Source organism: Sphingomonas melonis, from assembly GCF_013409985.1.
GTDB lineage: Bacteria > Pseudomonadota > Alphaproteobacteria > Sphingomonadales > Sphingomonadaceae > Sphingomonas > Sphingomonas melonis_A.
Genome location: NZ_JACCBY010000002.1, coordinates 291,188 through 316,986, shown reverse-complemented (window position 1 = coordinate 316,986; position 25,799 = coordinate 291,188). Strand labels below are relative to the sequence as shown.

Below are 25,799 nucleotides of genomic sequence, written 5' to 3'. Positions count from 1 at the left end.
GGCATGTCCTACGGATGGGCATGGTTCGTCGCGACGATCGTCGGCATCCTGGTCATCGCGCTGCCGCTGATGCTCGCCGTGGCGATGATCATCTATGCCGATCGCAAGATCTGGGCGGCGATGGCGCTGCGTCGCGGCCCCAACGTCGTCGGCCCGTTCGGTCTGCTCCAGTCGTTCGCCGACGGCCTCAAGGTCTTCCTGCAGGAGACGATCGTTCCGGCGGCCGCCAACCGCGGCCTGTTCCTGCTTGCGCCGATCATCACCTTCACGGTGGCGCTCATCGTCTGGGCGGTGGTGCCGTTCGGTGCCGGCGTGGTGCTCGCCGACATCAACGTCGGCCTGCTCTACGTGCTCGCCGCCTCGTCGCTCGGCGTCTATGGCGTGATCCTGTCGGGCTGGGCGTCGAACTCGAAATATCCCTTCTATTCGGCGCTGCGCGCCGCGGCGCAGATGGTCAGCTACGAAGTCGCGATCGGCTTCATCCTGATCTCGGTCGTGATGTGGGCGGGGACGTTCAACCTCAGCGGCATCGTGATGGCGCAGACCAGCACGCTCAACCTTCACATCAACGCATTCGGCATCAACCCGCTGCTGTTTCCGATGGCGGTGATGTTCTTCATCTCCAGCCTCGCCGAGACGCAGCGCGCGCCGTTCGATCTGACCGAGGCGGAGAGCGAGCTCGTCGCCGGTTACCAGACCGAATATAGCTCGATGAGCTTCGCGCTCTTCTGGCTCGGCGAATATGCCAACGTGCTGCTGATGTGCGCGCTCAACGCGACGCTGTTCTGGGGTGGCTGGCTGCCGCCGATCGACTGGGCGCCGCTCTATTACGTGCCCGGGATCATCTGGCTGTTCGCGAAGATGCTGTTCTTCTTCTTCGTCTTCAGCTGGGTCAAGGCGACCGTGCCGCGCTACCGCTACGACCAGCTGATGCGGCTGGGGTGGAAGGTGTTCCTGCCGCTGTCGCTGTTCTGGGTGTTCCTGGTGTCGGGCGTGCTGATGCTGATGCGCGTACCCGTCGGCGGATGAGCCGGGCCAGCGAATGGATGATCGCCCGCGGCCTCAGGCCGCAGGCCTTGCGTGACCGGGCGCTCGCGGGCGTCGGGATCGGATTGATGGTCGTGTTGATCGACCGAATGATGGGATTGAGCTCTTGAGCGTCGGACAGATCATCAAGTCGTTCACCTTGTGGGAGTTCGTGAAGGCGCACGCCCTCACGCTGAAGTATTTCTTCAAGCCCAAGGCGACGATCAACTACCCGTATGAGCGCAACCCGGTCAGCCCGCGGTTCCGCGGCGAGCACGTGTTGCGCCGCTACCCCAACGGCGAGGAACGCTGCATTGCGTGCAAGCTGTGCGAGGCGGTGTGCCCGGCGCAGGCGATCACGATCGAGGCCGAGCCGCGCGACGACGGCAGCCGCCGCACGACGCGCTACGACATCGACATGACCAAGTGCATCTATTGCGGCCTGTGTCAGGAAGCGTGCCCGGTCGATGCGATCGTCGAGGGGCCGAACTACGAATTCTCGACCGAGACGCGCGAGGAGCTGATCTACGACAAGGCCAAGCTGCTCGACAATGGTGACCGCTGGGAACGCGCGATTGCGGCGAACCTTGCCGCCGATGCGCCATACCGTTAATGCGCGCCGCATTCGATTCCGGGCTTAGGGGGCCGACCAACTCGTGATCCAGGCCATAGCCTTTTATCTCTTCGCGATCATCGTGATCGGTTCGGGGGCGATGACGATCTCGTCGCGCAATCCGGTCCATTCGGTGATGTGGCTGATCCTCGCCTTCTTCAACGCGGCGGGGCTGATGGTGCTCGTCGGGGCGGAGTTCATCGCGATGCTCCTCGTAATCGTCTACGTCGGGGCTGTCGCCGTGCTGTTCCTGTTCGTGGTGATGATGCTGGACATCGAGGTCGCGCAGCTGCGCGCCGGTGTCGCGCGCTATGCCGCACTCGGCTTCGCGCTCGCGGTCGCGCTGGCGGCGGAAATCCTCATCGGCATCGGTGCGTGGAGCACCGGCGGCCTGAAGATCGGGCGTCGTATCGCGCCGATCAACGAGGGCGTGCCGAACATCCAGGCGATGGGGCAGCTGCTCTACACGCGCTATCTCTTCGTGTTCGAGGCGGCGGGCTTCGTCCTGCTCGTCGCGATGATCGGCGCGATCGTGCTGACGCATCGCCAGCGCGGCGGTGTCCGCGGCCAGAACATCAGCCGTCAGAACGCGCGCCGTCCCGAGGACGCGACGCGCAACGTCCAGCCGCCGGTCGGCCAGGGGGTCCAATTGTGATCGGTCTTACGCATTACCTGGTCGTCGCGGCGATCCTGTTCACGATGGGCGTGCTCGGGATCTTCGCAAACCGGAAGAACCTGATCGTCATCCTGATGGCGATCGAGCTGATCCTGCTCGCGGTGAACCTGAACCTCGTCGCCTTTTCGGCCTATCTCCACGATCTGGTGGGGCAGGTGTTCGCGATGTTCGTGCTGACCGTCGCCGCCGGCGAGGCGGCAATCGGGCTGGCGATCCTGGTGATCTATTTCCGTGGCCGCGGCACCATCGCGGTCGACGACGTCAATCGGATGAAGGGCTAAATACCGGTGACCTCCATCCTCTTCATCGTGTTCCTGCCGCTGCTGGCGGCGCTCGTCGCCGGCCTCGGCAACAAGGCGATCGGCTTCGTGCCCGCCAAGGCGATCACGACCGGCGCGCTGTTCGTCTCGTGCCTGCTCAGCTGGCCGATCTTCCTCGGCTTCCTCGCCGGCACCAACACGGCGACCGTCGTGCCGGTGCTCAAGTGGATTGTCAGCGGCGACATGACGGTCGACTGGTCGCTGCGCGTCGACCAGCTGACCGCGATCATGCTGGTGGTGATCACCAGCGTGTCGGCGCTCGTCCACCTCTATAGCTGGGGCTATATGAGCGAGGACCCGGATCAGCCGCGCTTCTTCGCCTATCTGTCGCTGTTCACCTTCGCGATGCTGATGCTGGTGACCGCGGATACGCTGGTGCAGATGTTCTTCGGCTGGGAAGGCGTCGGCCTCGCGTCCTACCTGCTGATCGGCTTCTGGTTCCGCAAGCCGTCGGCCAATGCCGCCGCGATCAAGGCGTTCGTCGTCAACCGCGTCGGCGATCTCGGCTTCATGCTCGGCATCTTCGGCACCTTCCTGGTGTTCGGCACCGTCTCGATCCCCGCGATCCTCGCCGCCGCGCCCACCATGGCCGGCTCGACGATCGGCTTCCTCGGCATGCGGGCCGATACGATGACGGTGCTCTGCCTGCTGCTGTTCGTCGGCGCGATGGGCAAGTCGGCGCAGCTCGGCCTGCACACCTGGCTGCCGGACGCGATGGAAGGCCCGACCCCGGTGTCGGCGCTGATCCACGCGGCGACGATGGTCACCGCCGGCGTCTTCATGGTCTGCCGCCTGTCGCCGATGTTCGAGATGTCGCCGACCGCGCTGCACGTCGTGATGGTCGTCGGTGCCGCGACCTGCCTGTTCGCCGCGACGGTCGGCATGGTGCAGACCGACATCAAGCGCGTCATCGCCTATTCGACCTGTTCGCAGCTCGGCTACATGTTCTTCGCTGCGGGCGTCGGCGCCTATGGCGCGGCGATGTTCCACCTGTTCACGCACGCCTTCTTCAAGGCGCTGCTGTTCCTCGGCGCCGGCTCGGTCATCCACGCGATGCACCACGAGCAGGACATGCGCTATTACGGCGGCCTGCGTAAGAGCATCCCGCTGACCTTCTGGGGCATGATGATGGGGACGCTGGCGATCACCGGCGTCGGCCTGCCGGCGGTGTTCGGCAATCCGCTCGGCATCGGCTTCGCGGGCTTCCACTCGAAGGACGCGATCATCGAGGCGGGCTGGGCGGCGGGCGAGCCCGGCGTATGGTTCGTCGGCGTGCTCGTCGCGCTGATCACCAGCTTCTATTCGTGGCGCCTGATGTTCCTCACCTTCTGGGGGACGCCACGCTGGGCCGCGTCGGAGCATATCCAGCATGCGCTGCATGACGCCCATGGCCACGGCCATGACGATCACGCCCATGACGGGCATGCGCACGGCCATGACGCGCATCATCCCGACGAGGCGCATGGCAACCCGGCGCAGGCCGAGGACAGCGGTGATCGCCCGTCGGTGCACGGTGCGTCGCAGCAGGACCTGCCGGCCGGAACCGGCGGCTACCATCCGCATGAGAGCCCCTGGCCGATGCTGGTGCCGCTGATCATCCTGTCGATCGGTGCGATCGCGGCGGGCTTCGTCTTCCACCGCTATTTCATCGAGCCGGATGCGGGCGAGATGTTCTGGAAGGGCGATATCGCGTTCCGCGAGCATCTGATGCACGCGATGCACGAGGTGCCGGTGCCGATCAAATTGTCGGCGACGATCGCGATGCTGCTCGGGCTGTTCACGGCGTGGTACGCCTATATCAAGGCACCGCGCTTCCCGGCGCAGGTCGCGGACCAGTTCCGCATCCTGTACCGCTTCCTCGTCCACAAATATTATTTCGACGAACTCTATCACCTGATCTTCGTCCGCCCCGCCTTCGCCATCGGCCGTTTGCTGTGGCATCGCGGTGACGAACAGACGATCGACCGGTTCGGGCCGAACGGCTCGGCCTGGGTGGTGCAGCTCTCCAGCCGGCTCGCGGGCAGGCTCCAGAACGGATATGTCTATACTTATGCTTTCGTCATGCTGATCGGTCTGACCGCCGTCGTCACCTGGGCGATCGCACAGTGACCGGGCTGCCCATCCTCTCGATCATGCTGTTGATCCCCGCGCTCGCGGCGATCGCCTGCCTGTTCGTTCCCGCCGCCACCGCCCGCATGCTGGCGCTGGCCGCCACCTTCGTCGATCTGGCGCTCGGCATCCTGCTGTGGGCCAATTACGATATCGGTGGCGCGCAATGGCAGTTCGTCGAGCACGGCCCGGCGTTCGGCTTCTTCCGCTGGGACCTCGGCATCGACGGTTTCGCGCTGATGCTCATCATGCTCAGCGTGTTCCTGATGCCGATCTGCATCGGCGCGAGCTGGCGTTCGGTGACCAACCGCGTGCCCGAATATATGGCGGCGTTCCTGCTCACCGAAACGCTGATGATCGGCACCTTCGCGGCGCAGGATCTGTTCCTCTTCTACCTGTTCTTCGAGGCAGGCCTGATCCCGATGTATCTGATCATCGGCATCTGGGGCGGGGTGAACCGCATCTACGCGTCGTACAAATTCTTCCTGTACACGCTGCTCGGCTCGCTGCTGATGCTGATCGCGATGCTCTACATGGCGCAGACCGCCGGTACGTCGAGCATCCCCGCATTGCAGGCCTATGACTTCCCGGCGCATGCGCAGACCTGGCTGTGGCTCGCCTTCTTCGCCTCGTTCGCGGTGAAGATGCCGATGTGGCCGGTCCATACCTGGCTGCCCGACGCGCACGTGCAGGCGCCGACCGCCGGCTCGGTGATCCTGGCAGGCGTGCTGCTCAAGCTCGGCGGCTATGGCTTCCTGCGCTTCAGCCTGCCGATGTTCCCGGAAGCCTCGGGCCAGCTCACCTGGCTGATCTTCGGCCTGTCGGCGGTGGCGGTGATCTACACCTCGCTCGTCGCGCTGGTGCAGTCCGACATGAAGAAGCTGATCGCCTATTCGTCGGTCGCGCATATGGCGATCGTCACCATCGGTCTCTTCGCCTTCAACCGGCAGGGGATCGAGGGCGCGATGATCATGATGCTCAGCCACGGGCTGGTGTCGGGCGCGCTGTTCCTGTGCGTCGGCGTCATCTACGACCGGCTGCACACCCGAGAGATCAGCCGCTACGGCGGTCTGGCGATCAACATGCCGCGTTACGCGTTGTTCTTCCTGTTCTTCACCATGGCGTCGATCGGCCTGCCGGGGACCAGCGGCTTCGTCGCCGAGTTCCTGTCGCTGATGGGCACCTATCAGGTGTCGACCTGGATCGCGTTGCTCTGCACGACCAGCATCATCCTTGGCGCGGCCTATATGCTGTACCTCTACCGCCGCGTCGTCTTCGGTGAGATCAAGTCGGACGACGTGCGTGCGATGGAGGATCTGTCGCACCGCGAATTGTGGCTGCTCGCGCCGATCGCCGCCGTCACGCTGTGGATGGGTGTCTACCCGGAGAGCTTCATGGCGCCGATGCGCAAGGATGTCGGCGTGCTGCTCGCCCGCATCGAGCGTGCGACGCCCGCCTCCGACTCCCAGCCGACTGCCGGCAAGCCCCTTCCAGCGGCGCATGCCGCCGCCCACGGAACCGCTCACTGATGGATTACGCCGCCAATCTCGCCATGACCCTGCCCGAGGTGATCCTCGGGGCGGGAGCCATCGTCCTGATGCTGGTGTCCGCCTGGGGCGGATCGGCATCAACCCGCGCCGTATCGTGGGCCGCCGTCGCCGTCCTCGCCGGCGCGTGTCTCGCGCTGTTCGGTCCGGCCAGCTACGGCGGGTCGGCATTCGACGGCCTGTATCGCGCCGACGCGTTCGCCGCGTTTGCCAAGGTGCTGATCTTCATCGCCGCGGCGGTGAGCATCGTGATCGCGCCCGACTTCTTCCAGCGCACCCACGGCGACGATCTGCGCCCGGAATATCCGGTGCTGATCCTGCTGTCCGCGGCGGGCATGGGCCTGATGGTGTCGGCGAGCGACATGCTGACGCTCTACGTCGGCCTCGAATTGCAGAGCCTCGCCGCCTATGTGCTGGCGAGCTTCATGCGCCGCGACACGCGCTCGGCGGAAGCGGGCCTGAAGTATTTCGTGCTCGGCGCGCTGGCGAGCGGCATCCTGCTCTACGGGATCAGCCTGGTGTACGGCTTCTCGGGCACGACCTTGTTCAGCGGCATCGCGGCGGCCTATGCCGGGCCGCAGTCGCTCGGTCTGCTGTTCGGCCTGGTCTTCGTCTTCGCGGGGATCGCGTTCAAGATCGCGGCGGTGCCGTTCCACATGTGGACGCCCGACGTCTATGAGGGCTCACCGACGCCGGTCACCGCCTTCTTCGCGTCGGCGCCCAAGGTTGCGGCCATGGGTCTGGCCATCCGCGTCGCCGTCGAGGCGATGGGGCCGGCGACGGATCAGTGGCGCCAGATCGTGATCTTCGCGGCGCTCGCCTCGATCATCCTCGGCGCGGTGGCGGCGATCGGCCAGACGAACATCAAGCGCCTGCTGGCCTATTCGTCGATCAACAACGTCGGCTTCGCTTTGGTCGGCCTCGCCGCCGGAACGCCCGAGGGCGTGTCGGGCGTGATGATCTACATGACGATCTACATTGCGATGACGCTTGGTTCGTTCCTCATCGTGCTGCAGATGCGCGATGACGAGGGGCAGCCGGTCGAGAGCATCGCGGCGCTGTCCGGCATGTCGCGCACCCGCCCGGGCCTGGCCGCGGCGCTCGCGATCTTCATGTTCAGCCTTGCCGGCATCCCGCCGCTGTTCGGCTTCTACGCCAAGTTCGCGGTGTTCGACGCCGCGGTGCGCGCCGGCCTGTTCCCGCTCGCGGTGATCGGTATCGCCGCCTCGACGATCGGCGCCTATTATTACCTGCGGGTCGTCAAGACGATGTACTTCGACGAGCCGGCGCCGGCCTTCCCCAAGGGCAACAATCCGGTCGAGGGCGGGCTGATCGTGCTGACCGCGGCGTTCGTCTCGCCGCTCGGCTATCTGGCGATCCCGCTGCTCGGCGGCTGGACGATGGCCGCCGCCCGCGCGCTGTTCCCGGCGATTTGACGATCCGGACCGTCGCCGAGACGGGCTCGACCAACGCCGACATGCTCCTCCTCGCGCGCCAGGGTGCCGGGGAGGGGCTCTGGCTTCGCGCCGAGCGGCAGACCGCCGGCAAGGGGCGGTTAGGGCGATCATGGGTGTCCGAGCCGGGTAACCTCTATACGACGACGTTGGTCCGCCTCCGGCCTACCGATCCTGCGGCGGCAACGCTGGCGCTCGTTGCCGCGGTCGCGCTGCACCAGGCGGTCGGCGTCTTCATGCCCGCCGGGCGCGCGGCGGGGCTGAAATGGCCCAATGACCTGTTGCTCGACGGCGCCAAACTGTCGGGTATCCTGCTCGAGCGCAGCAAGGATGCGGTGGCGGTCGGCATCGGCGTCAATCTGGCGCACCATCCCGACCTGCCCGATCGCGCGACGACCAGCCTCGCCGCGGTCGGCGCACCGGTCGATCCGGCGACCTTTATCGAGGTATTGGCGGATGCGTTCGGACGCTGGCTCGCGGTCTGGCGGGGGCAGGGGCTGATCGCGATCCGCGATGCCTGGCTCGCCGCGGCGCACCCGGTCGGCACCGCGCTGAGCGTCCGCCTGCCCGATGGTCGCGCATGGGACGGGCTGTTCGACGGGCTCGATCCGGACGGCGCGCTCATCCTGCGCTTGGCGTCGGGCGAGCGGCATGTCATTCACGCTGCCGACGTTTTTCTCCTGAAGGATTGACGATGCTGCTCGCGGTGGATGCCGGCAATACCAATGTCGTCTTCGCGCTGGTCGAGGGGCGCACGATCAAGGCCCGCTGGCGCATCGCGACCGACCCGCGCCGCACGGCCGATGAATATGCCGTCTGGCTCAGCCAATTGTTCGCGCTCGAAGGCTATGACCGCAGCCAGGTCGACGGCGTCATCATCGCGACCGTCGTGCCGCGGGCGCTCCACAATCTGCAGGTGCTGGCGCAGAAATATTACCGCTGCGAGGCGCTGATCGCCGGGCGGGCGCCGGTCGAATGGGGAATCGAGCTCGACGTCGACGAGCCGCAGAGCCTCGGCGCCGATCGCGCGGTGAATACGATCGCCGCGCATGCGCTGCATGACGGCGACCTCATCGTCATCGATTTCGGCACCGCGACCACCTTCGACGCGAGCGACTATTCGGGCGCCTATAAGGGCGGCATCATCGCCCCCGGCATCAACCTGTCGCTCGACGCGCTGGTCAGCGCCGCGGCGAAGCTGCCGCGGATCGCGATCGAGGCGCCGCAGGGCAACGGCAGCGTGATCGGCCGCAACACGGTCGATCAGATGAACATCGGCATCTATTGGGGCTATATCGCCATGATCGAAGGGCTGGTCGCGCGGATGAAGGCGGAGATCGGCCGCCCCGTCCGGGTGATCGCCACCGGCGGCCTCGCCACTCTCTTCGAACAGCATACCGACGTGTTCGACGTCATCGAGCCGGACCTGACGATACAAGGGCTGGCGATCATGTACCAAAACGCCCATATTGGCTGAGACGCGCTCGCGCCATCCATCGGCCCGCCGGGCGCTCCATTTCTTTGAAAGACCTAAATGACTCCCAAGACCAACGAACTTCTCTTCTGTGCCCTCGGTGGCTCCGGCGAGATCGGCATGAACGTCAATCTCTATGGCCACGCCGGCAAGTGGCTGATGGTCGATTGCGGCGTGACCTTCGCCGACGCCGCCTATCCCGGCATCGATATCGTCCTGCCCGACCTCGCGTTCATCGAGGATCGCATCAACGATCTCGTCGGGATCGTGCTGACGCACGGGCATGAGGATCATATCGGCGCGCTGCCCTATCTGGCCGAGGATCTTGGCGTGCCGTTGTACGCGACGCCGTTCACCGCCGGCTTGATCCGCGGCAAGCTGGAAGAAGAAGGCAATGCCAATCGCGTCAAGCTGCGCGTGATCCAGCCGGGCAAGGACGGCGGCATCGCCGGCGTGCAGATCGGCCCGTTCGGGGTCAGCTTCATCGAATTGTCGCACTCGATCCCCGAGCCCAATGCGCTCGTCATCGAGACCAAGGCCGGCCGCGTGTTCCATACCGGCGACTGGAAGCTCGATCCCACCCCGGTGATCGGCAAGCCGACCAGCCCCGAACAGCTCAGCCGCATCGGCGACGCCGGCGTCGACGTGCTGGTGTGCGATTCGACCAACGTCTTCAACGCCGAGGCATCGGGCTCCGAAGCCTCCGTCCGCATCGGTCTGGCCGAACAGGTCGCCAAGGCGAAGGGGCGCGTGCTCGTCACCACCTTCGCGTCCAACGCGGCACGGCTGCACACCTTGGGGCAGGTCGCCAAGGAGACCGGGCGCAAGCTGTGCGTCACCGGGCGGTCGCTCGACCGGATCCTCAAGGTGGCGCGGGCGACCGGCTATCTCGGTGATTTCCCGGAGACGGTCGATCCCGACACCGCGATGCGCCTGCCGAAGAACAAGGTGCTGATCGTCGCCACCGGCGGTCAGGGCGAGCCGCGCGCCGCGCTTGCCCGCGTCGCCGATGGGTCGCATACGATCAAGCTCGACCTCGGCGACACGGTGATCTTCTCGTCGAAGCAGATCCCCGGCAACGAGGTGGCGATCGGCAAGATCCAGAATACGCTGGCCGGCAAGGGCGTGGTGATGATCACCGAGCGCCAGGCGCACGTCCACGTCTCCGGCCACCCCGGCCGCCCCGAACTCTCGCAGATGTACAAGTGGATCCGGCCGGAGGTGCTGATCCCCGTGCACGGCGAGATGCGCCACATGATGGAGCATGCGCGCTTCGCGCTGAGCGAGGGCGTGCCGCAGTCGATCGTGCAGAGCGACGGCGACATCCTGCGCCTGCTGCCCGGCAAGGTCGAGAAGATCGGCAATGCCGGTGTCGGCCGGCTGGTGCTGGACGGCGACGTGATCCTGCCGGCGGACGGATCGACGATCAACGAGCGCCGTCGTCTGGCGATCAACGGCCAGATTTCGGTGGCGGTCGCGATCGGTCGCGACGGTCGCGCGCTCGGGCGGCCGCAGATCCGCGTGCAGGGCGTGCCGGTCGAAGAGGACCGTGCGGCGTTCGTCGAGGATGCCGCCGAGGCCGCAGCCGAGGCGATGAAGGGCCAGAAGCGCGAGATCGACCGGCGTCGCGAGGATATCCGGCTTGCGGTGCGTCGTGTCGCGACGCGCTGGACGGGCAAGAAGCCGATCGTCGACGTGCTGATCGTCGAGGCCTGATCCGCGATGCGCTGGACGTCGATGCTTGCGATCTACGTCCTGTTCTGGGCGTTTTCGGTGTTCCTGGTGCTGCCTTGGGGCGTCCGCACGACGCGCGAGGTGGGCGGTGACTATGTCGCCGGCCAGGCCGAGAGCGCCCCCCACGAGTTCCGGCTCGGGCGGCTGGCGCTGCGTGTGACGATCGTCGCCACGCTGCTGTTCGGGCTGTTCGTCGCCAATTATTACTATGGCTGGGTCACGCCGCAGATGCTCGACCTGTTCGACCGCGAGGCGGTCTACAACGCCATGTGAGCGATCCGGGATGACGATCCCGTCATCCCGGAGCCGCCGTGCCGCTCACCGCAGCCGTTCGATCGCCTGCGCCAGCGCGACATACAATTTGCCCATATCCGACGACAGCAAGGTCACGCTGAGCGGCGAGCCGTCGCGCTGCGTCAGGACGTTGCGCAACATGCTTTCGAAGTCGTGGATGTAGCGGTTCACCGCCTCGCGGAAGGTCGCGTCGTCGTCGTACAGCCGGGCGATGTCGCGTGCGCCGCTGGGGTCCAGCACGCGCACCGCGCGGCGGGTGAAGACGCCGCGGTCGCCCTTCAGATACGCCGCCCAGGCGCTGTCCGACACGTCGGGCGCGAACGCCTTGGTGATGTCGATCGCCGCGGAGTGCAGCGATTCGATCAGCAGCGAGGCGCGACGGGCGAAAGTGTCGTGCTCCGCCTCCTCCCGCTCGGCGCGGGCTTCCTCGACCCGCGTCTCGACCAAGGCACTTTGTTCGAGGATCTGCCGCACCTGCGCCGACAGCCGCTCGGTCGCGCGCGTCGCCGCCTCGACCGCCTCGCCGGTGGCGTCGGCGATGGCGCGGACCTGCCGCTCGACCGTATCGCCGGTGGCACGGCGCATCGCCTCGGCGCCGGCCTGTTCCCATTGCGCCGCGGCGTCGGGGATGACGGCGGTCAGCGTCTCGCGCGCCTTGTCGGCGGCGACGGTCGCGGTCTCGCGCACCCGCAGCAGCGCATCGACCAGCCGCGGCGCCGCATCCTCGGCGAAGCGATGCGTCCGCTCGATCGTCTCGTCGACCATCATGCCGAGCGCATCCGCCTTGGCGCGTCCTTCGCCCAGCGTCTGGAGCAACGTGCCCGACAGCTGGTCGAGCGTGCTGCTCTGTTCGGAGATGACGCCGGCGATCGCCTCGATCGCCTCGTGCGTGCTCTCGGCGGCGGTGACCAAGGCGAGCAGTTCGGGTTTGGTACTGGCGACGACCTGCTTGCTGGCGACGACCTTCGCATCGAGCCGGGCGAGCGCCTCGGGCAGTGTCTCGTCGATCTCGCGGGCCGCGGCATCGAGCGCGATGAGGAGCGATTCGGTCGTGGTGATCGTGCGTGACGCCATCGCATCGCCCGTGCGCAGCGCCTCCGTCATCGCGTCGGCGGAGCCGCCGAGCGCGCTGATCGATGCCGCGAGCACCTGCGAGCGTTCGACGCCCTGCGTATGCAGCTGGTCGAGACGCGTTTCGACCTGGGCGATGCTGCCGTCGAGGCCGGCGAGCAGTTCCTCGCTCGCCAGGCGCTGATCGTGCAGGCGCAATGTAACGCGATCGATGACGTCCTCCAGGCCCGCCACGCGATCGGTCAGCGCTTCGACGCTGTCCCGCGCGGCATTGTCGAGCGCGGCCTGGTTGACGCGGAGCATCGCCAGCATTGCCTCGCCCTGGACGGCAATGCCCTTGCGCGCCTCGTCGACGGCATCGGCGGTGCGATCGAGCAGACCATCGACCGCGTCCGACATGCTGCCGGTCACCGTCTCCAGCCGGGCGCTGGCGGTTTCGCTGGTCGCTTCCATGCGGGCGATATGTGCCGCGAGCTTCTGCGCCGCGCTGCCCGCGACGCTTTCGGCTTCGCGGCCGCGCTCGACCAGGGCGGCGAGCTGCGCGGCGAGCGCGGCGGCATGCTCGCTGGCGGCGAGGCCGGTGTCGTCGAGCAGATGCTGGACATCGGCGACCTCGGCCTGCGCACGGGGCAGCGAGGCGAGCAGGACGCCGAGGCTCTGCTGCGCATCGGCCGCAGCCTGCGACAGGGCATAGGCATGGGCCTCCGCCTGGTCGATCTGCTGCGCCATGCCGCGGCTGACCGAGGTGAGCCGCTCGCTGGCATTGTCGCCCATCGTCTTCAGCGTGGCGACCTGTTCGGCGAGCTGGCGGCGGTTGCCGTCGAGCGCGTGCGACAGCATCGCGACGGTCCGCTCCAGGCTGGCGGCTTCGGCGCGCATCGCCGCGGCGGTGCTGCCGAAGCGTCGCGCCTCACGCCGGCTGGTCCGCAGCGCGAGCAGATAGACGATGCCGATCAGGACCGGCACGACGGCCAGCGCGGCGACGAACTGGGCGAGGTCGACGGGTAGCAGGAACGGGATCTGATCGCGCGCCAGCCACAGCATGCCACCGACCCAGAGCAGCGACAGCAATGCCGCCAGCGCCGGCGGCAGCCACGCGAGACGGGGCGTCTCGGGCTCGGCGGCATCCGTCCAGGGGAGCGGCTCGGCGGGCCATTCGCTGTCGTGTTCCGCCGGATAGTCAGCGGACTGCACGTAGCCGCCAGAGGCGTGAGCGTCGTTGGTGCCGCTGTCTGCCCGCATGTCGATGATCATGGAACCCCCGTTCTTCGATGGCGAACCTACCCGTCTTCGCGACTCTCATAAAGCAAAACCGCAACGCTTGGTTAAGCAGCTCGGCGTTACAGGGTGTCCATGGCTTATGATCCAGGTGCGATCGATGCGGCGCTGGCCGCGGCAGTGGGTGACGAACCGGCGTTGATCGCCGAGTTGCGGCTGGCGTTCGTCGAGAGCGCACAGCGGGGGCTGGCGGCGCTGGAAGCCGCCGGTGATGACGACGAATGGCGCGGCGCGGCGGCACGGCTGAAGGGCCTTGCGGCGAGCTTCGGCGCGGTGCGGTTGATGGCGCTCGCGTCGCAAGCGGCGGAATTGCCCAACGACACCGCCATTCTCGCCAAGCTGCAGCGGTCGATCGCCCGCCTCTGATCCCGCGCGCGACAAAGCGCGCGTGGCTCTAGGCATGAGCGGCATCACCGCCTAACAGCGGCCGGATGCTCGCCGGCTTTCTCTTCGCCATACACGACGCGGATGATCGGCCCGCGATGCTGACCGCAACGCTGCCGTTCGGCGGCGTGACGCTGATCGAATATCAGGCCCGGATGTTGATCGCGGCGGGGGCGTCGCAGATCGTGATCCTTGTCGCGCGGCTGACGCCGGAATTGCTCGGGGCGATCAGCCGCATCGGCAAGCGCGGGGTCGCGGTCGACACCGTCCGGACCGCGGCGGAGGCGGCGGAGAAGCTCCATCCGCTGGCGCGCGTGCTGATGCTCGCCGACGGCCTGACCACCACCGCAGAGACGCTGAGGGTGCTGGCGCGCGATGGCGGCGACGCCTTGCTCGTGATGCCCGAGGACCAGGCGGTGCTCGGTTATGAGCGCGTCGGCAGCGGCATGGTATGGGCGGGTGTCGCGCGGCTTGATCCGCGACGGCTGGCCGAACTCGCGGTGATGCCGCGCGATTACGACGTGCAGTCGACGCTCGTCCGGCTCGCGTCGCAGGCGCATGCGGTGCATCTGCTGCTGCCGCCGGAGGCGATCCGCGGCGGCCATGGCGTCGGCCATTCGGCGGTGGCGCTCGAAGCGCGCGGCCGCACCGTATTGGCGGCGATGATCTCGGGCCGCAGCGGCTGGTTCGAGCGATTCGTCACCGCGCCGCTGGCGCGCGCGATCATCCCGCTGCTCGTCCCGCGTGCGGTGCCCGCCGTTGCGGTGGCGGCCGGCGCCGGTGCGATCGGGGTGCTCGGGCTGACGCTGATCGCCGTATCCTATCCCGGCATGGGCTTGCTGCTGACCTTGCTCGGCACGCTGGGCCTGTCGCTCGCCGCGACGCTGGCGGACCTACGCGATGATCCCGCGGTGCAACGATGGCTGCAGATTCTGTCGGGCGTTCTTCCGGCGCTGGCGGTCCTGTTGTACGGCCGCGCGGCGGGGCAGCAGCAGGCCGACGGCGCGCCGGAGGTGCTGGCGATCGGCCTCGTCCTGCTCGGCGTGCTCGGCGAACGCGCGCTCGGCCGCCGTCCACGGCTGATGTGGTGGGGGGGCGCGCCCGCCTATCTGACGCTCGTCTGGCTGAGCGCGATCGTCTCGGCGCCACTCGCCGGGCTTGGCCTGGCAAGCATCTACGCCTGCGCGACTTTGGCTGCCGCAATCGAACGATTGCGGCTTAAGTCTTAGCGCTCTCTTAATGATAAAGACATAACATCGGGCCATGGCGGTCGGACCGGAAAAGACGGAGCGGGATGTGCTCGACACCCGTATCAATGCAGCGCGCCGGCTTGCCGCGCGGGCGGACGCGCGCCTGACAGGAGCGATCGCCGACTTTTTCCTCGCCGACGAGGCGCGGCTCGATGAGCGTACGCGGCTGACACTGAGCCGGACGCTACACGGCGTCGTCCAGGGCATCGAGATGGAAATCCGTCGCCACGCGGCGCGTGTCCTGTCCGGGCGGGGCGTTGAGGCACAGGCGGAGGCGCTGCTGAAGCGGCAGGACGACGTGGTGCGACGGCTGTCGCGCGCCGGATTGCTGCACGATCGGCTGCTGATCGACGAATTGCTCGCGCAGGTCCGCTGCGACCTGATCGCCGAGCGCCTGTCGCCGACCGCCGCATCGCCCGAACAGGCAAGCCTGTTGGTGCGACTGGCGGAAGTCGATGACGGCGTCGTCGCTGCCGCGGCGCGCGCCTTGTTGTCGGCGGAGACGCGGCGGCGCGCGGCGGCGGAGCAGGGCGGGGTGATTTCCGGGATTTTGCCGGCCGAGCGCCATCATCAACTGGTCTGGTGGGTCGCCGCATCGATCCGCGAGGCGCAGATCGCGGCGGCGGGTGAGGACGATGGCGCGGATCGGGCGATCGTCGAGGCGGCGCAGCGCAATCTCGCCGCGCATGACGAGGGGCAGCGTCCCGAAGCCGCCGCGCTGCGGCTGGCGGCGGCGATCGATGCTCGCCCGCACGAGGTGGGCGAACTGCTGGTCGAGACGTTGGGCGACCGGCGGCTGCTGCTGTTCATCGCGGTGCTCGCGCGGGCGGTGGATCTGGATTTCGAAGGGGCGCGGACGATCGTGCTCGAGCCCGAGGGTGACCGCCTGTGGCTGGCGTTGCGCGCAGCGGGGCTGGGCCGGGCTGCGATCGCCCGTATCGCGCTGGCGCTGGCCGACGCCGATCCGCGGCGCGATATCGAGGCGTTCGCGGACGATCTCGACGGGATCGTCGCCGTATCGGGAGAGGCGGCTCGGGCGGCGCTGGCGCCGCTGACGCTTCATCAGGATCTGCGGCTGGCGATCGCCGCACTGACGCGGGGATCGCGATGAGGGTCGACACCATTCCCGACATGCCGCTCAGCCATGCGACGCTCGACGGCGACGGCCGGTTGATCGCCGCCGATCCCGCGCTGCTGGCGCTCAACGATCAGGCTGGCGGGACGGTCGGGGCAGCGCTGGCGATCCCGCAACTGGCGACCGTCGTGCGGCTGGCCCGACGGCTCGGCATCCTCGTGTCACGATCCGTGACGGTGGCGGATCAGGACGCGGACCTCGAACTGTGGGTGCGGGTGCAGCCGGAGGGCGATGGCGTCCGCATGGCGGTAAGCGGCTGGCGCGGGGTGCGGCCGCGGGCGGTCGCCGAGCGGCCGCTGGCCACGGTGATCGAGGAGGGCGCGTTGTCGTGGGAAACTGACGCCGGGTTGCGCCTGACCTTCGTCGCGATCGATCCAGCGCGGCGCTTGGGCCTCGACGCGCTGGCCTTGCTCGGTCAGCCGCTGACGGCGCTCTTCACGCTGGATGCGACCGAAAGCGGTGCGCTGCCGATCCTGGAAGCGGTTGCGCGGCGACGCCCCTTCGAAGAGCAGCGCGCGCGGCTGCGTAGCGGCGACACGCGCATGCTGCTGACCGCTATGGTCAAGGAGGATGCTGCGGGGGATTTCGCCGGTCTCACGGGGGTCGCGCGGGTTGCCGAGGCGGCGCCGGCAGCGCCGGGGGCCAGCATCTCCACCGATTTCACCGAGGGGCTGGACCGGGCGCTGCGCTCGCCGCTGGCGCGGATCATCGCCCATGCCGATTCGATCCACGCCGAAGCGGAAGGGCCGGTGCAGCGCGACTATGTCGATTACGCTTCGGACATCGCCAATGCCGGTCGTCATCTGCTGGGTCTGGTCGACGATCTCGTCGACCTGCAGGCGGTGGAACAGCCTGATTTCACGCTGGAGACGGAGGCGATCGACCTCGCCGATGTCGCGCGTCGCGCGGCCGGGTTGCTGTCGGTGCGCGCCGCCAATGCCGGGGTGGCGATCGCGCGGCCGTTGCCGGACCTGCGCGTTCCGGCGTCTGGCGACTTCCGCCGGTCGCTGCAGATCATGGTCAATCTGATCGGCAATGCGCTACGCTATTCGCCCGAGGGCGGGGTGGTGAGCGTGACCGTGAGCCGGAGTGGCGAGATGGCGGAAGCGATCGTCGCCGATCAGGGCAAGGGCATCGCCGCGGAGGATCAGGCGCGCATCTTCGAGAAGTTCGAGCGGGTCGATCCGAGCGAGGCGGGGGGCAATGGCCTCGGCCTGTATATCGCGCGCCGCCTGGCGCGGGCGATGGGCGGCGACCTCACGGTGGACAGCACGCTGGGCAAGGGCGCGCGCTTCACCCTGTCGCTGCCGATCTCGGCGACGTCCTGAAACCGGTCTGAACCCGAGAAGCGAGGCGGTGCTATGCCCCTGCTTCTCCCGTCATCTGGCGCCGTACACCTGTCCCAAAGCGGGAAGTGCGGGTTATTTCCGCAAGCGGCGGGCGACCAGGATCAACAACAATCCGGCGACCGCGAGCGCGACGCCGCGATCGGCCCACGGCCGCTGGTCGAGCATGAAGCTCGATTCGGGCCAATGGATGTAGCCCAGGCCCTGGCCGATCCAGAGCATCCCCATCAGCGCCATCAGGACGCCGACGGAGAGCAGGACCGGCCGGGCGCGACGCATCAGCGCTGGTCCACCGGAACGTAGCTACGCTGCGTCGGGCCGGTGTAGAGCTGGCGCGGACGACCGATCTTCTGGTCGGGATCGGTGATCATCTCGTTCCACTGCGCGACCCAGCCCACGGTGCGGGCGAGCGCGAACAGCACGGTGAACATCGACGTCGGGAAGCCGATCGCCGACAGGATCACGCCCGAATAGAAGTCGACGTTCGGGAACAGCTTCTTCTCGATGAAATAGTCGTCGCTGAGCGCCAGTTCCTCGAGACGCAAGGCGGTTTCGAACAGCGGATCGTTGACCTTGAGCGCGTCGAACACCTCGCGCACCGTCTTCTGCATCACCGTCGCGCGCGGATCGTAGTTCTTGTACACGCGATGGCCGAAGCCCATCAGGCGGAACGGATCGTTCTTGTCCTTGGCGCGGGCGATGAACTCGGGGATGCGATCGGGCGTGCCGATCTCGCGCAGCATGTTGAGCGCCGCCTCATTGGCGCCGCCATGCGCCGGACCCCACAGGCAGGCAATACCAGCCGCCATGCAGGCGAACGGATTGGCGCCCGACGAACCGGCGAGACGCACGGTCGAGGTCGAGGCATTCTGCTCGTGATCGGCATGGAGGATGAAAATCCGGTCCATCGCCTTCTCGACCGCCGGGTTCACCTCATAGGGCTCCGCCGGCACGCCGAAGGTCATGCGCAGGAAGTTGCCGGTGTAGCTCAGCGAATTGTCCGGATACAGGAACGGCTGGCCGACGCTGTACTTGTACGCCATCGCGGCGATCGTCGGCATCTTGGCGATCAGGCGGTGGCTGGCGATCGTGCGCTGTACCGGATCGTGGATGTCGGTCGAATCGTGGTAGAAGGCGGACAGCGCGCCGACGACGCCGCACAGGATCGCCATCGGATGCGCATCGCGACGGAAGCCGCGGAAGAAGGTCGCGAGCTGCTCGTGCACCATCGTGTGCCGCGAGATCGTATGCTCGAACTGCGCCAGCTCGCCCTGCTCGGGCAGCTCGCCGTTGAGCAGCAGATAGGCGACTTCCATGAAGCTGGAATTTTCCGCCAGCTCGCCGATCGGATAGCCGCGGTGCAGCAGCACGCCTTCGTCGCCGTCGATATAGGTCAGCTTCGACTGGCACGATGCCGTCGAGGTGAAGCCCGGATCGTAGGTGAAGTCGCCGGTCTGCGCGTAGAACTTCCGGATGTCGACGACATCCGGCCCGACCGTGCCGGACATGACCGGGTAGTCGAAATCCTTACCGTCCACGGATACTTTGGCGGCGTCGGTCATGTCGTGGTCCTTCCTATCAGACTGCCATTCGGTCCGCGATCCGGCCGAGGCTTTCCTCTTTGCCGAGAAGCGCGAGCACATCGAAGATTCCGGGCGACGTCTTACGCCCGGTGAGAGCGGCGCGGAGCGGCTGGGCGACCTGCCCGAGCTTGACGCCCTGGGCCTCGGCGACCTGCCGTACCGCTGCTTCGAGAGCCTCCTGATCCCACTGCTGCACCGCGTCAAGCGCGGCGTGCAGTGCAGCGAGAAGCGCAGGCGCGCCGCCACCGAGCAGGTCCGAAGCTGCCTGATCCAGATCGAGCGGGCGACTGGCGAACAGGAAGCGTGCGCCCTCGCTCAACTCGTTGAGATTGGCGGCACGGGCCTTCAGCACCGGCATCGCGCGGGTGAGCAGGTCGATGTCGTCATAGCCGCCGATCGGCGCGATCAGCGCGGCAAGCCGGGCATCGTCGGCAGCGCGGATATAGTGGCCGTTGAGGTTCTCGAGCTTCTTGATATCGAAGCGTGACGGGCTCTTGCCGACGCCGCTGAGGTCGAACCATTCGGTGGCCTGTGCGCGGCTGATGATCTCGTCATCGCCATGGCCCCAGCCGAGGCGGAGCAGGTAATTGTCGAACGCTTCCGGCAAAATGCCGAGTTCGTCGCGATAAGCCTCGATGCCGACGGCGCCGTGGCGCTTCGACAGCTTGGCACCGTCGGTGCCGTGGATCAGCGGGATATGCGCGTAGATCGGCTCGGGCCAGTCGTTCGCCTTGTAGATCGGCAACTGCCGAAAGGCGTTGTTGAGATGGTCGTCGCCGCGGATCACGTGCGTCACGCCCATGTCATGGTCGTCGACCACCACGGCGAGCATGTACGTCGGCGTCCCGTCGGAGCGCAGGAGGATCAGATCGTCGAGCTCGGCATTCTGGACGGTCACCGACCCCTGGACACGATCCTCGATCGTCGTGGCGCCGTCGCGTGGCGCCTTGAGGCGGACGACGAACGGCTGCCCCTCGGGCGCGGTGGCCGGATCGGCGTCGCGCCACGGCGAGCGGATGCGCAGCGGCTTCTTCGCCGCCTGTGCCGCTTCGCGTTGCGCGGCGATCTCTTCCGCGGTCATGTAGCAGCGATAGGCATGACCGTTCGCCACCATCTGGTGCGCGACCTCGGCATGACGGTCGGCGCGCGCGAACTGGAAGACCGCATCGCCATCCCAGTCGATGCCGAGCCACTTCAGTCCGCCGAGGATCGCGTCGATCGCCGGCTGGGTGGAGCGTGCGCGATCGGTATCCTCGATCCGCAGCAGGAACCTGCCGCCGTGGTGGCGGGCGTAGAGCCAGTTGAACAGCGCGGTACGGGCGCCGCCGAGATGCAGATAGCCGGTCGGCGACGGCGCGAAGCGCGTGACGATGGTCGCAGGATTATCGTTCGTGGCGCTCAACCGCGCTTGCTCCCAGAATTCGAGACGTGACGGCCGGAGCGGCCGCCGCGGGCCCTAGCACGCGGTTCCAGCCCCTTCAAATGCCGCGAGCCCTGGATCGGTTGCGCATTGGTATCGAAGAATGGCTGGACGCCGAGCGTGATCAGCTGGTGCTGTGGCTGCCGGTGGCGTTCGGCGGCGGGATCACCGCCTGGTTCGTGCTCCCCGATCCGCGGGGCTGGATAGCGGTCTTGTGGCTATGCGCGGCGGTGGCGCTCGCCGCGGGTGGGGTGTCTGGTGGCGGGCGCGCGACGCGGGCGGTTGCACTGGGGGCGGTGGCGCTTGCCGGTGGCTTGGCGCTGACCTGGTGGCGGGCGGAGCGCGTTGCCGCGCCGGTGCTGGCGCGGCCGGTCGTCGCGCTGGTCCGCGGACAGGTGGAGCAGGCCGAGCCGCTGGTGGCGCGCGGGCTGGTACGGCTGACGATCCGGACGGGGGCGGGGCTGGGGTTGCCGCCGCGGTTGCGGATCAATCTTGCGGTCGCCGACGTGCCGCGCGGCACAGGCGCCGGTGCCGTGCTACAGCTGCGCGCGCGGCTGATGCCGCCGCCCGATGCCCCGGTGCCGGGCGCCTATGACTTCGCGCGGGTGGCGTGGTTTGCCGGCATCGGGGCGACGGGGCGCGGGTTCGCGCCGGTGGCGGTGATCCACCCGGCGCCGGCAGGCGGTGGCCTTCGCGCACGACTAACGGACCATATCACCGCGCGGCTGGAGGGGAGCCGCGGCGGGATCGCTGCGGCGCTCGCCACCGGGGATGAAGGGGCGATCACCAGCAGCGATTCGGACGCGATGCGCCGCGCCGGGCTTGCGCATCTGTTGTCGGTCAGCGGGCTGCACATCACCGCCGCGGTCGGTGCGACGATGCTGCTGGTGATGCGGCTGCTCGCCTTGTCGCCGTGGCTGGCGATACGGGTGCGCCTGCCGTTGGTCGCGGCGGCGGCGGGCGCGGCGGCCGCAATCGGCTATACCTGGCTCACCGGCAGTCAGGTGCCGACGATCCGCTCGTGCGTCGCGTCGCTGCTCGTGCTTGGCGCGCTGGTGCTCGGGCGCGAGGCGGTGACGCTACGGCTGGTCGCGGCGGGTGCGATGGCGGTGCTGGTCGCCTGGCCGGACGCGTTGACGGGGGCGAGCTTCCAATTGTCGTTCACCGCGATCGCAGCGATCGTCGCGTTGCACGAACACCCCCGCGTCGAGGCGTGGTTCGCGCCGCGCGACGAAGCGCGGATGGCGGGCATGCTGCGGGGGCTGGCGTCGCTGCTGCTCACCGGACTGGTCGTCGAGGCAGCCCTGATGCCGATCGCGGTCTACCATTTCCACAAGGCCGGCCTGTACGGCGCGGCAGCCAACATCGTCGCCATCCCGCTGACGACCTTCGTGGTAATGCCATTGGAGGCGGCGGCGCTGCTGCTCGATGCGTTCGGCTGGGGCGGGCCCGTCTGGTGGGCGACCGACCTGGCGCTGCGGCTGTTGCTCGCCATCGCCCATGGCGTCGCGGCAGCGCCGGGATCGTCGCTCGCATTGCCCTCGATGCCTGCGGCCGCGTTCGCATCGATGGTGGCGGGCGGCCTGTGGCTGGCGCTGTGGCGGACACGCTGGCGACGATTGGGGTTACTGCCGCTGGCCATCGGGGCAGGGTGGGCGTGGCTGACGCCCCCACCCGACATGCTGGTCACGGGGGACGGCCGTCATATGGCGGTCCGGGTCGCCGGCGGGCTGGCCCTGCTGCGCGATCGCGCCGGCGATCATACCCGCGACATGCTGGCCGAAAACGGCGGCGCGGACGCCGCTTTGCTGCTCGCCGAGCAGGCGGGCGCGCGGTGTACGCGCGACGCGTGCGCGGTCGACCTCGAGATACATGGGCGGCGCTGGCGTGTGCTGGCGACACGCAGTTTGTACCGGCTGGATCGGGCTGAACTGGCCGTGGCATGCGCGCGCGCCGATGTCGTGGTCAGTGAGCGACGGCTGCCGCGTGCCTGTCGACCGCGCTGGTTGAAGCTCGACGCGCCGATCCTGCGCCGAACCGGCGGCGTGGCGATCACGTTCGGGACGGGGCGGGTAATCACCGTGAGACGCGACGGGGATGCGCACCCGTGGCGGATGGCGGCACGGGTCAAGCCGCCTTCGCCCCTTAGACGCGGATGATCGCGCTTCGCGGCCGCGGCGGCGAGGGCGTGTATGGCACGGGCGGGCAACGGAAAGACTGATCCCGGGGTGCACCGCCCGGCTGGAGTCGTTCGCACGGTCGCGGTACGGTGCGCCATCATGATCGGAACGCCCATGTCCCTCTTCCGCACTCTTGCGACCGCGTTGGCCGCCCTGTCGCTGGCCGCTCCCGTGGGCGCACAGGATGCGGCCCAGCGGCGGCTGTGGAATGCGCCAAGCGCACCGTTCCGGATCATCGGCAACGTCTATTACGTCGGGACCGCGGGCCTCTCGGCGTTCCTGATCGCCGATCCGGCCGGGCTGGTGCTGATCGACGGTGGCCTGCCGGAGAGCGCGCCGCAGATCGCGGCCAACATCCGTCGGCTCGGCTTCCGCCTGCGTGATGTTCGCTATCTTCTCAACAATCACAGCCATGTCGATCATGCCGGCGGGCTCGCTGCACTCCAGGCCGCAACCGGTGCACCGCTGGTGTCCAGCGCCGGCGATCGAGCCGATCTTGTCGCGGGCCGGACGATCGGGCGCGAGGATCTCGATCGCTTCCCGCCGATCCGCCCCGCCCGCACGATCGGCGAGGGCGGCACGATCCGCGTTGGCCGGACGATCCTGACCGCCCATCTCACCCCCGGCCATACCGATGGCGCAACGAGCTGGACGCTCCGCACGCAGGACAAAGGCAGGCCGATGACAATCCTGTTTCTGTCGAGCCTCAGCGTCGCCGGTCGCCCGCTCGTCCGCGGCACTCCACCGCGCGAAACCAAGGCGGTGGCAGAATTCCGATCGACGTTCCGGCGCCTTGCGACGATGCACGCCGATGTAATGCTAAGCTATCATGCCGAGCAGTTCGATTTGCCGGCCAAAAGGCGCAGCCTTGCGGCGGGCAATCGTCTTGCCTTCGTCGATCCGGGTGAACTGCCGCGCTACGTCGGCGCCGCCCGTCGCGCGTTCGAAGAGGAACTCGCCCGACAGCGCCGTACGCCTCAGTCGTAGCGGCGCAGGATACCCGACAATTTGCCCTGGACGCGAACGTGCGACGGCACGTAGCGCTGCGGCTCATAGGCGCGGTTGGCCGGATCCAGCCGGACCATCGCGCCCTCCCGCCGGAAATATTTCAGCGTTGCCTCGCTGTCGTCGATCAGCGCAACGACGATCTCGCCGTCACGCGCGACTTCGGTGCGGCGGATCAGCGCATAATCGCCGTCGAGAATACCCGCTTCGACCATCGAGTCGCCCGACACTTCGAGCGCATAATGTTCGCCCGAGCCGAGCAGTGCGGCGGGCACTGCAAGCGTCGAGCTGCCTTCGAAGGCCTCGATCGGAACACCCGCGGCGATCCGGCCGTGCAGCGGAATCTCGACGACGTCGTTCGCAGGAGCCGCCGCGGCGCGGACGTTGCTCGCCTTGCTCGGCGCGGGAGCGGGCGCGGCGGGCGCAGGCTTGCGCTCGGACCGTTCCGGCATCCGCAGCACTTCGAGCGCGCGGGCCCGGTTCGGCAGACGGCGGATGAAATGCCGTTCCTCGAGCGCGCTGATCAGGCGGTGGACGCCCGATTTCGATTTCAGATCGAGCGCCTCCTTCATCTCCTCGAACGAGGGGGAGATGCCGGTTTCTTCCAGCCGATCATTGATGAAACAAACGAGCTCGTGCTGCTTGCGCGTGAGCATGGGCGGTCCTTCCCCGTCAGAACAGACGCGGAACTTCTAGGGAACAGGATGGCGCCCGTCAAGCGATGACGAGGATTTCTGCCGAGTCGCCGGCGCGGGCCGGCGGTGCGTCGATCGGACGCACGATCAGACAATGCGACCGCGCCAGTGTCAGCAGCATCGAACTGTCCTGGATCGTCGAGGCATAGGCGCGACCGTTGCGGATCTCGGCGCGGAGATAGTCCGTGCGCGGGCCGTTCGCGGGCAGATCCTCGCCGAGAATGGTGAGCGTCGTGCGGGGCAGCGGCTCGGCGGCGCCGGCGAGATGCGCGACGAGTGGTTTGACGAACAGGATCGCCGTCACGAACGCGGACACCGGATTGCCGGGCAGCCCGAGCAGTAGGGTATCGTCGATCCGACCGGCCATCATCGGCTTGCCGGGCCGCAACGCGATCCGCCAAAAGTCGATCGTGCCGCCTGCCGCGGCGATGGCCGGGCGGACGAGATCATGGTCGCCCACCGAGGCACCGCCCGTCGTGACGAGCAGATCGGCTTCGACGCGGCCGAAGGCGTCGCGTAGCGTGTCGAGATCGTCGGGCAGGATGCCAAGGTCGATCAGATCGATCGGCAGGTCGGCGAGCATCGCGGCGAGCATCGCGCGGTTCGATTCGGGCAGGGCGCCGGCATCGCCGGTGCTGCCCGGTTCGACGAGCTCGTCACCGGTCGCACAGATCGCGACGCGTACGCGGCGGTGGACCGTGATGCTCGCAACCCCGCCGGTTGCCGCGACGGCGATCCGTGCCGGGGTCAGCCGCTCGCCCTGTGCTATCAGCCGGTCGCCGGCGCTGAAGTCGAGGCCGCGACGGCGCGTGTTGCGGCCGTGCGTCGGTGGGCCCTCGCCGGTCAGCCGGATCGACGCGCCATCGGCGGCGACTTCCTCCTGGATGATCACCGTGTCCGTGCCCGCCGGCATCGCTGCGCCGGTGAAGATGCGCACCGTCTCGCCCGGTTGCACTTCGCCGGTGAAGGGGCGACCGGCGGCGCTCTCGCCAATTAATGCCCACGGTCCGGGCAGGTCGGCAAAGCGGATGGCATAGCCGTCCATCGCCGAGAGATCGGTAGCCGGTTGCGTCCGCCGCGCGACGACGTCGGCGGCTGCCCAACGGCCATGCGCCTGGGACAGCGGCACCGTCTCGGCGGCGACGGGTGTGGCAGACGCGAACAGGCGGACCTGCGCCTCGGTGATGGGCAGCAGCGCCACGGCG

23 protein-coding genes are annotated in these 25,799 nt (G+C 67.9%); 17 read left to right on the top strand and 6 right to left on the bottom strand.

Annotation, left to right across the window (positions count from 1 at the left end; all coding sequences use genetic code 11):
• The first annotated feature begins 3 nt into the window (after positions 1–3).
• The 11 genes from nuoH (at position 4) to HD841_RS08050 (ending at position 11,226) form a co-directional block, all read left to right on the top strand.
• Complete coding sequence (gene nuoH, locus HD841_RS08100; RefSeq protein WP_179508816.1) at positions 4–1,029, top strand: NADH-quinone oxidoreductase subunit NuoH; 1,026 nt, start codon at positions 4–6, stop codon at positions 1,027–1,029.
• 124 nt (positions 1,030–1,153) lie between these two features.
• Positions 1,154–1,639 (top strand): NADH-quinone oxidoreductase subunit NuoI, encoded by a 486-nt coding sequence (gene nuoI, locus HD841_RS08095; protein WP_179508385.1) that lies wholly within the window; start codon positions 1,154–1,156, stop codon positions 1,637–1,639.
• Positions 1,640–1,682: 43 nt separating this feature from the next.
• A complete protein-coding gene (locus tag HD841_RS08090) occupies positions 1,683–2,294 on the top strand; it encodes an NADH-quinone oxidoreductase subunit J (RefSeq protein WP_179508384.1) in 612 nt (203 codons plus the stop codon).
• Complete coding sequence (gene nuoK, locus HD841_RS08085; protein WP_179508383.1) at positions 2,291–2,596, top strand: NADH-quinone oxidoreductase subunit NuoK; 306 nt, start codon at positions 2,291–2,293, stop codon at positions 2,594–2,596. Before HD841_RS08090 ends, nuoK begins: the two co-directional genes overlap by 4 nt.
• 6 nt (positions 2,597–2,602) lie before the next feature.
• A complete protein-coding gene (gene nuoL / locus HD841_RS08080) occupies positions 2,603–4,744 on the top strand; it encodes an NADH-quinone oxidoreductase subunit L (protein ID WP_179508382.1) in 2,142 nt (713 codons plus the stop codon).
• Positions 4,741–6,273 (top strand): NADH-quinone oxidoreductase subunit M, encoded by a 1,533-nt coding sequence (locus tag HD841_RS08075; RefSeq protein ID WP_179508381.1) that lies wholly within the window; start codon positions 4,741–4,743, stop codon positions 6,271–6,273. The genes nuoL and HD841_RS08075 overlap by 4 nt, the downstream gene beginning before the upstream one ends.
• The gene (gene nuoN, locus HD841_RS08070) at positions 6,273–7,727 is read left to right on the top strand and encodes an NADH-quinone oxidoreductase subunit NuoN (protein WP_179508380.1); all 1,455 of its coding nucleotides are present in this window, start codon (positions 6,273–6,275) and stop codon (positions 7,725–7,727) included. The genes HD841_RS08075 and nuoN overlap by 1 nt, the downstream gene beginning before the upstream one ends.
• A complete protein-coding gene (locus tag HD841_RS08065) occupies positions 7,724–8,437 on the top strand; it encodes a biotin--[acetyl-CoA-carboxylase] ligase (protein WP_179508379.1) in 714 nt (237 codons plus the stop codon). The genes nuoN and HD841_RS08065 overlap by 4 nt, the downstream gene beginning before the upstream one ends.
• 2 nt (positions 8,438–8,439) lie before the next feature.
• Positions 8,440–9,222: a type III pantothenate kinase gene (locus tag HD841_RS08060; protein WP_179508378.1), complete on the top strand. Its 783-nt coding sequence runs from the start codon at positions 8,440–8,442 to the stop codon at positions 9,220–9,222.
• Positions 9,223–9,279: 57 nt separating this feature from the next.
• Complete coding sequence (locus HD841_RS08055) at positions 9,280–10,935, top strand: ribonuclease J (RefSeq protein ID WP_179508377.1); 1,656 nt, start codon at positions 9,280–9,282, stop codon at positions 10,933–10,935.
• A 6-nt stretch (positions 10,936–10,941) separates the two neighbouring features.
• Positions 10,942–11,226 carry a DUF1467 family protein gene (locus tag HD841_RS08050; protein ID WP_179508376.1) on the top strand — a complete coding sequence of 95 codons (285 nt, stop codon included), beginning with the start codon at positions 10,942–10,944 and terminating at the stop codon, positions 11,224–11,226.
• A 45-nt stretch (positions 11,227–11,271) separates the two neighbouring features.
• Here the strand turns inward: HD841_RS08050 and HD841_RS08045 are convergent, their stop codons facing one another.
• Positions 11,272–13,560 (bottom strand): hypothetical protein, encoded by a 2,289-nt coding sequence (locus HD841_RS08045; protein ID WP_179508375.1) that lies wholly within the window; start codon positions 13,558–13,560, stop codon positions 11,272–11,274.
• 111 nt (positions 13,561–13,671) lie between these two features.
• On the opposite strand from HD841_RS08045, the gene HD841_RS08040 reads away from it, so the two are divergent.
• The 4 genes from HD841_RS08040 (at position 13,672) to HD841_RS08025 (ending at position 17,693) form a co-directional block, all read left to right on the top strand.
• Positions 13,672–13,962 carry an Hpt domain-containing protein gene (locus tag HD841_RS08040; protein ID WP_179508374.1) on the top strand — a complete coding sequence of 97 codons (291 nt, stop codon included), beginning with the start codon at positions 13,672–13,674 and terminating at the stop codon, positions 13,960–13,962.
• A gap of 116 nt (positions 13,963–14,078) precedes the next feature.
• On the top strand, positions 14,079–15,209 hold the full coding sequence (locus HD841_RS08035) for a hypothetical protein (RefSeq protein ID WP_257015357.1): 1,131 nt from the start codon (positions 14,079–14,081) through the stop codon (positions 15,207–15,209).
• Positions 15,210–15,243: 34 nt separating this feature from the next.
• The gene (locus tag HD841_RS08030) at positions 15,244–16,341 is read left to right on the top strand and encodes a DUF2336 domain-containing protein (protein ID WP_179508372.1); all 1,098 of its coding nucleotides are present in this window, start codon (positions 15,244–15,246) and stop codon (positions 16,339–16,341) included.
• Entirely contained in the window at positions 16,338–17,693 is a 1,356-nt protein-coding gene (locus HD841_RS08025; protein ID WP_179508371.1) for a sensor histidine kinase, read from the top strand. The genes HD841_RS08030 and HD841_RS08025 overlap by 4 nt, the downstream gene beginning before the upstream one ends.
• A gap of 93 nt (positions 17,694–17,786) precedes the next feature.
• Here the strand turns inward: HD841_RS08025 and HD841_RS08020 are convergent, their stop codons facing one another.
• From HD841_RS08020 to gltX, 3 genes are read right to left on the bottom strand one after another with little or no spacing between them, the layout of a single operon-like run.
• Entirely contained in the window at positions 17,787–17,990 is a 204-nt protein-coding gene (locus HD841_RS08020; protein WP_179508370.1) for a hypothetical protein, read from the bottom strand.
• Positions 17,990–19,273, bottom strand: a complete 1,284-nt coding sequence (locus HD841_RS08015) for a citrate synthase (protein ID WP_179508369.1) — start codon at positions 19,271–19,273, stop codon at positions 17,990–17,992. Before HD841_RS08015 ends, HD841_RS08020 begins: the two co-directional genes overlap by 1 nt.
• Positions 19,274–19,289: 16 nt before the next feature.
• The gene (gene gltX, locus HD841_RS08010) at positions 19,290–20,696 is read right to left on the bottom strand and encodes a glutamate--tRNA ligase (RefSeq protein ID WP_179508368.1); all 1,407 of its coding nucleotides are present in this window, start codon (positions 20,694–20,696) and stop codon (positions 19,290–19,292) included.
• Positions 20,697–20,776: 80 nt separating this feature from the next.
• Here gltX and HD841_RS08005 point away from each other — a divergent pair, with 80 nt between their 5' ends.
• Together HD841_RS08005 and bla are read left to right on the top strand one after the other, a co-directional pair.
• On the top strand, positions 20,777–22,873 hold the full coding sequence (locus tag HD841_RS08005) for a ComEC/Rec2 family competence protein (RefSeq protein ID WP_179508367.1): 2,097 nt from the start codon (positions 20,777–20,779) through the stop codon (positions 22,871–22,873).
• 135 nt (positions 22,874–23,008) lie between these two features.
• Positions 23,009–23,881 (top strand): subclass B3 metallo-beta-lactamase, encoded by an 873-nt coding sequence (gene bla, locus HD841_RS08000; protein WP_179508366.1) that lies wholly within the window; start codon positions 23,009–23,011, stop codon positions 23,879–23,881.
• Here bla and lexA read toward each other — a convergent pair.
• Both lexA and HD841_RS07990 read right to left on the bottom strand, forming a co-directional pair.
• A complete protein-coding gene (gene lexA, locus HD841_RS07995) occupies positions 23,872–24,555 on the bottom strand; it encodes a transcriptional repressor LexA (protein ID WP_179508365.1) in 684 nt (227 codons plus the stop codon). The genes bla and lexA overlap by 10 nt on opposite strands.
• Before the next feature lie 58 nt (positions 24,556–24,613).
• Positions 24,614–25,795, bottom strand: coding sequence for a molybdopterin molybdotransferase MoeA (locus tag HD841_RS07990; RefSeq protein ID WP_179508364.1), 1,182 nt, complete (start codon positions 25,793–25,795; stop codon positions 24,614–24,616).
• Positions 25,796–25,799 lie beyond the last annotated feature (4 nt).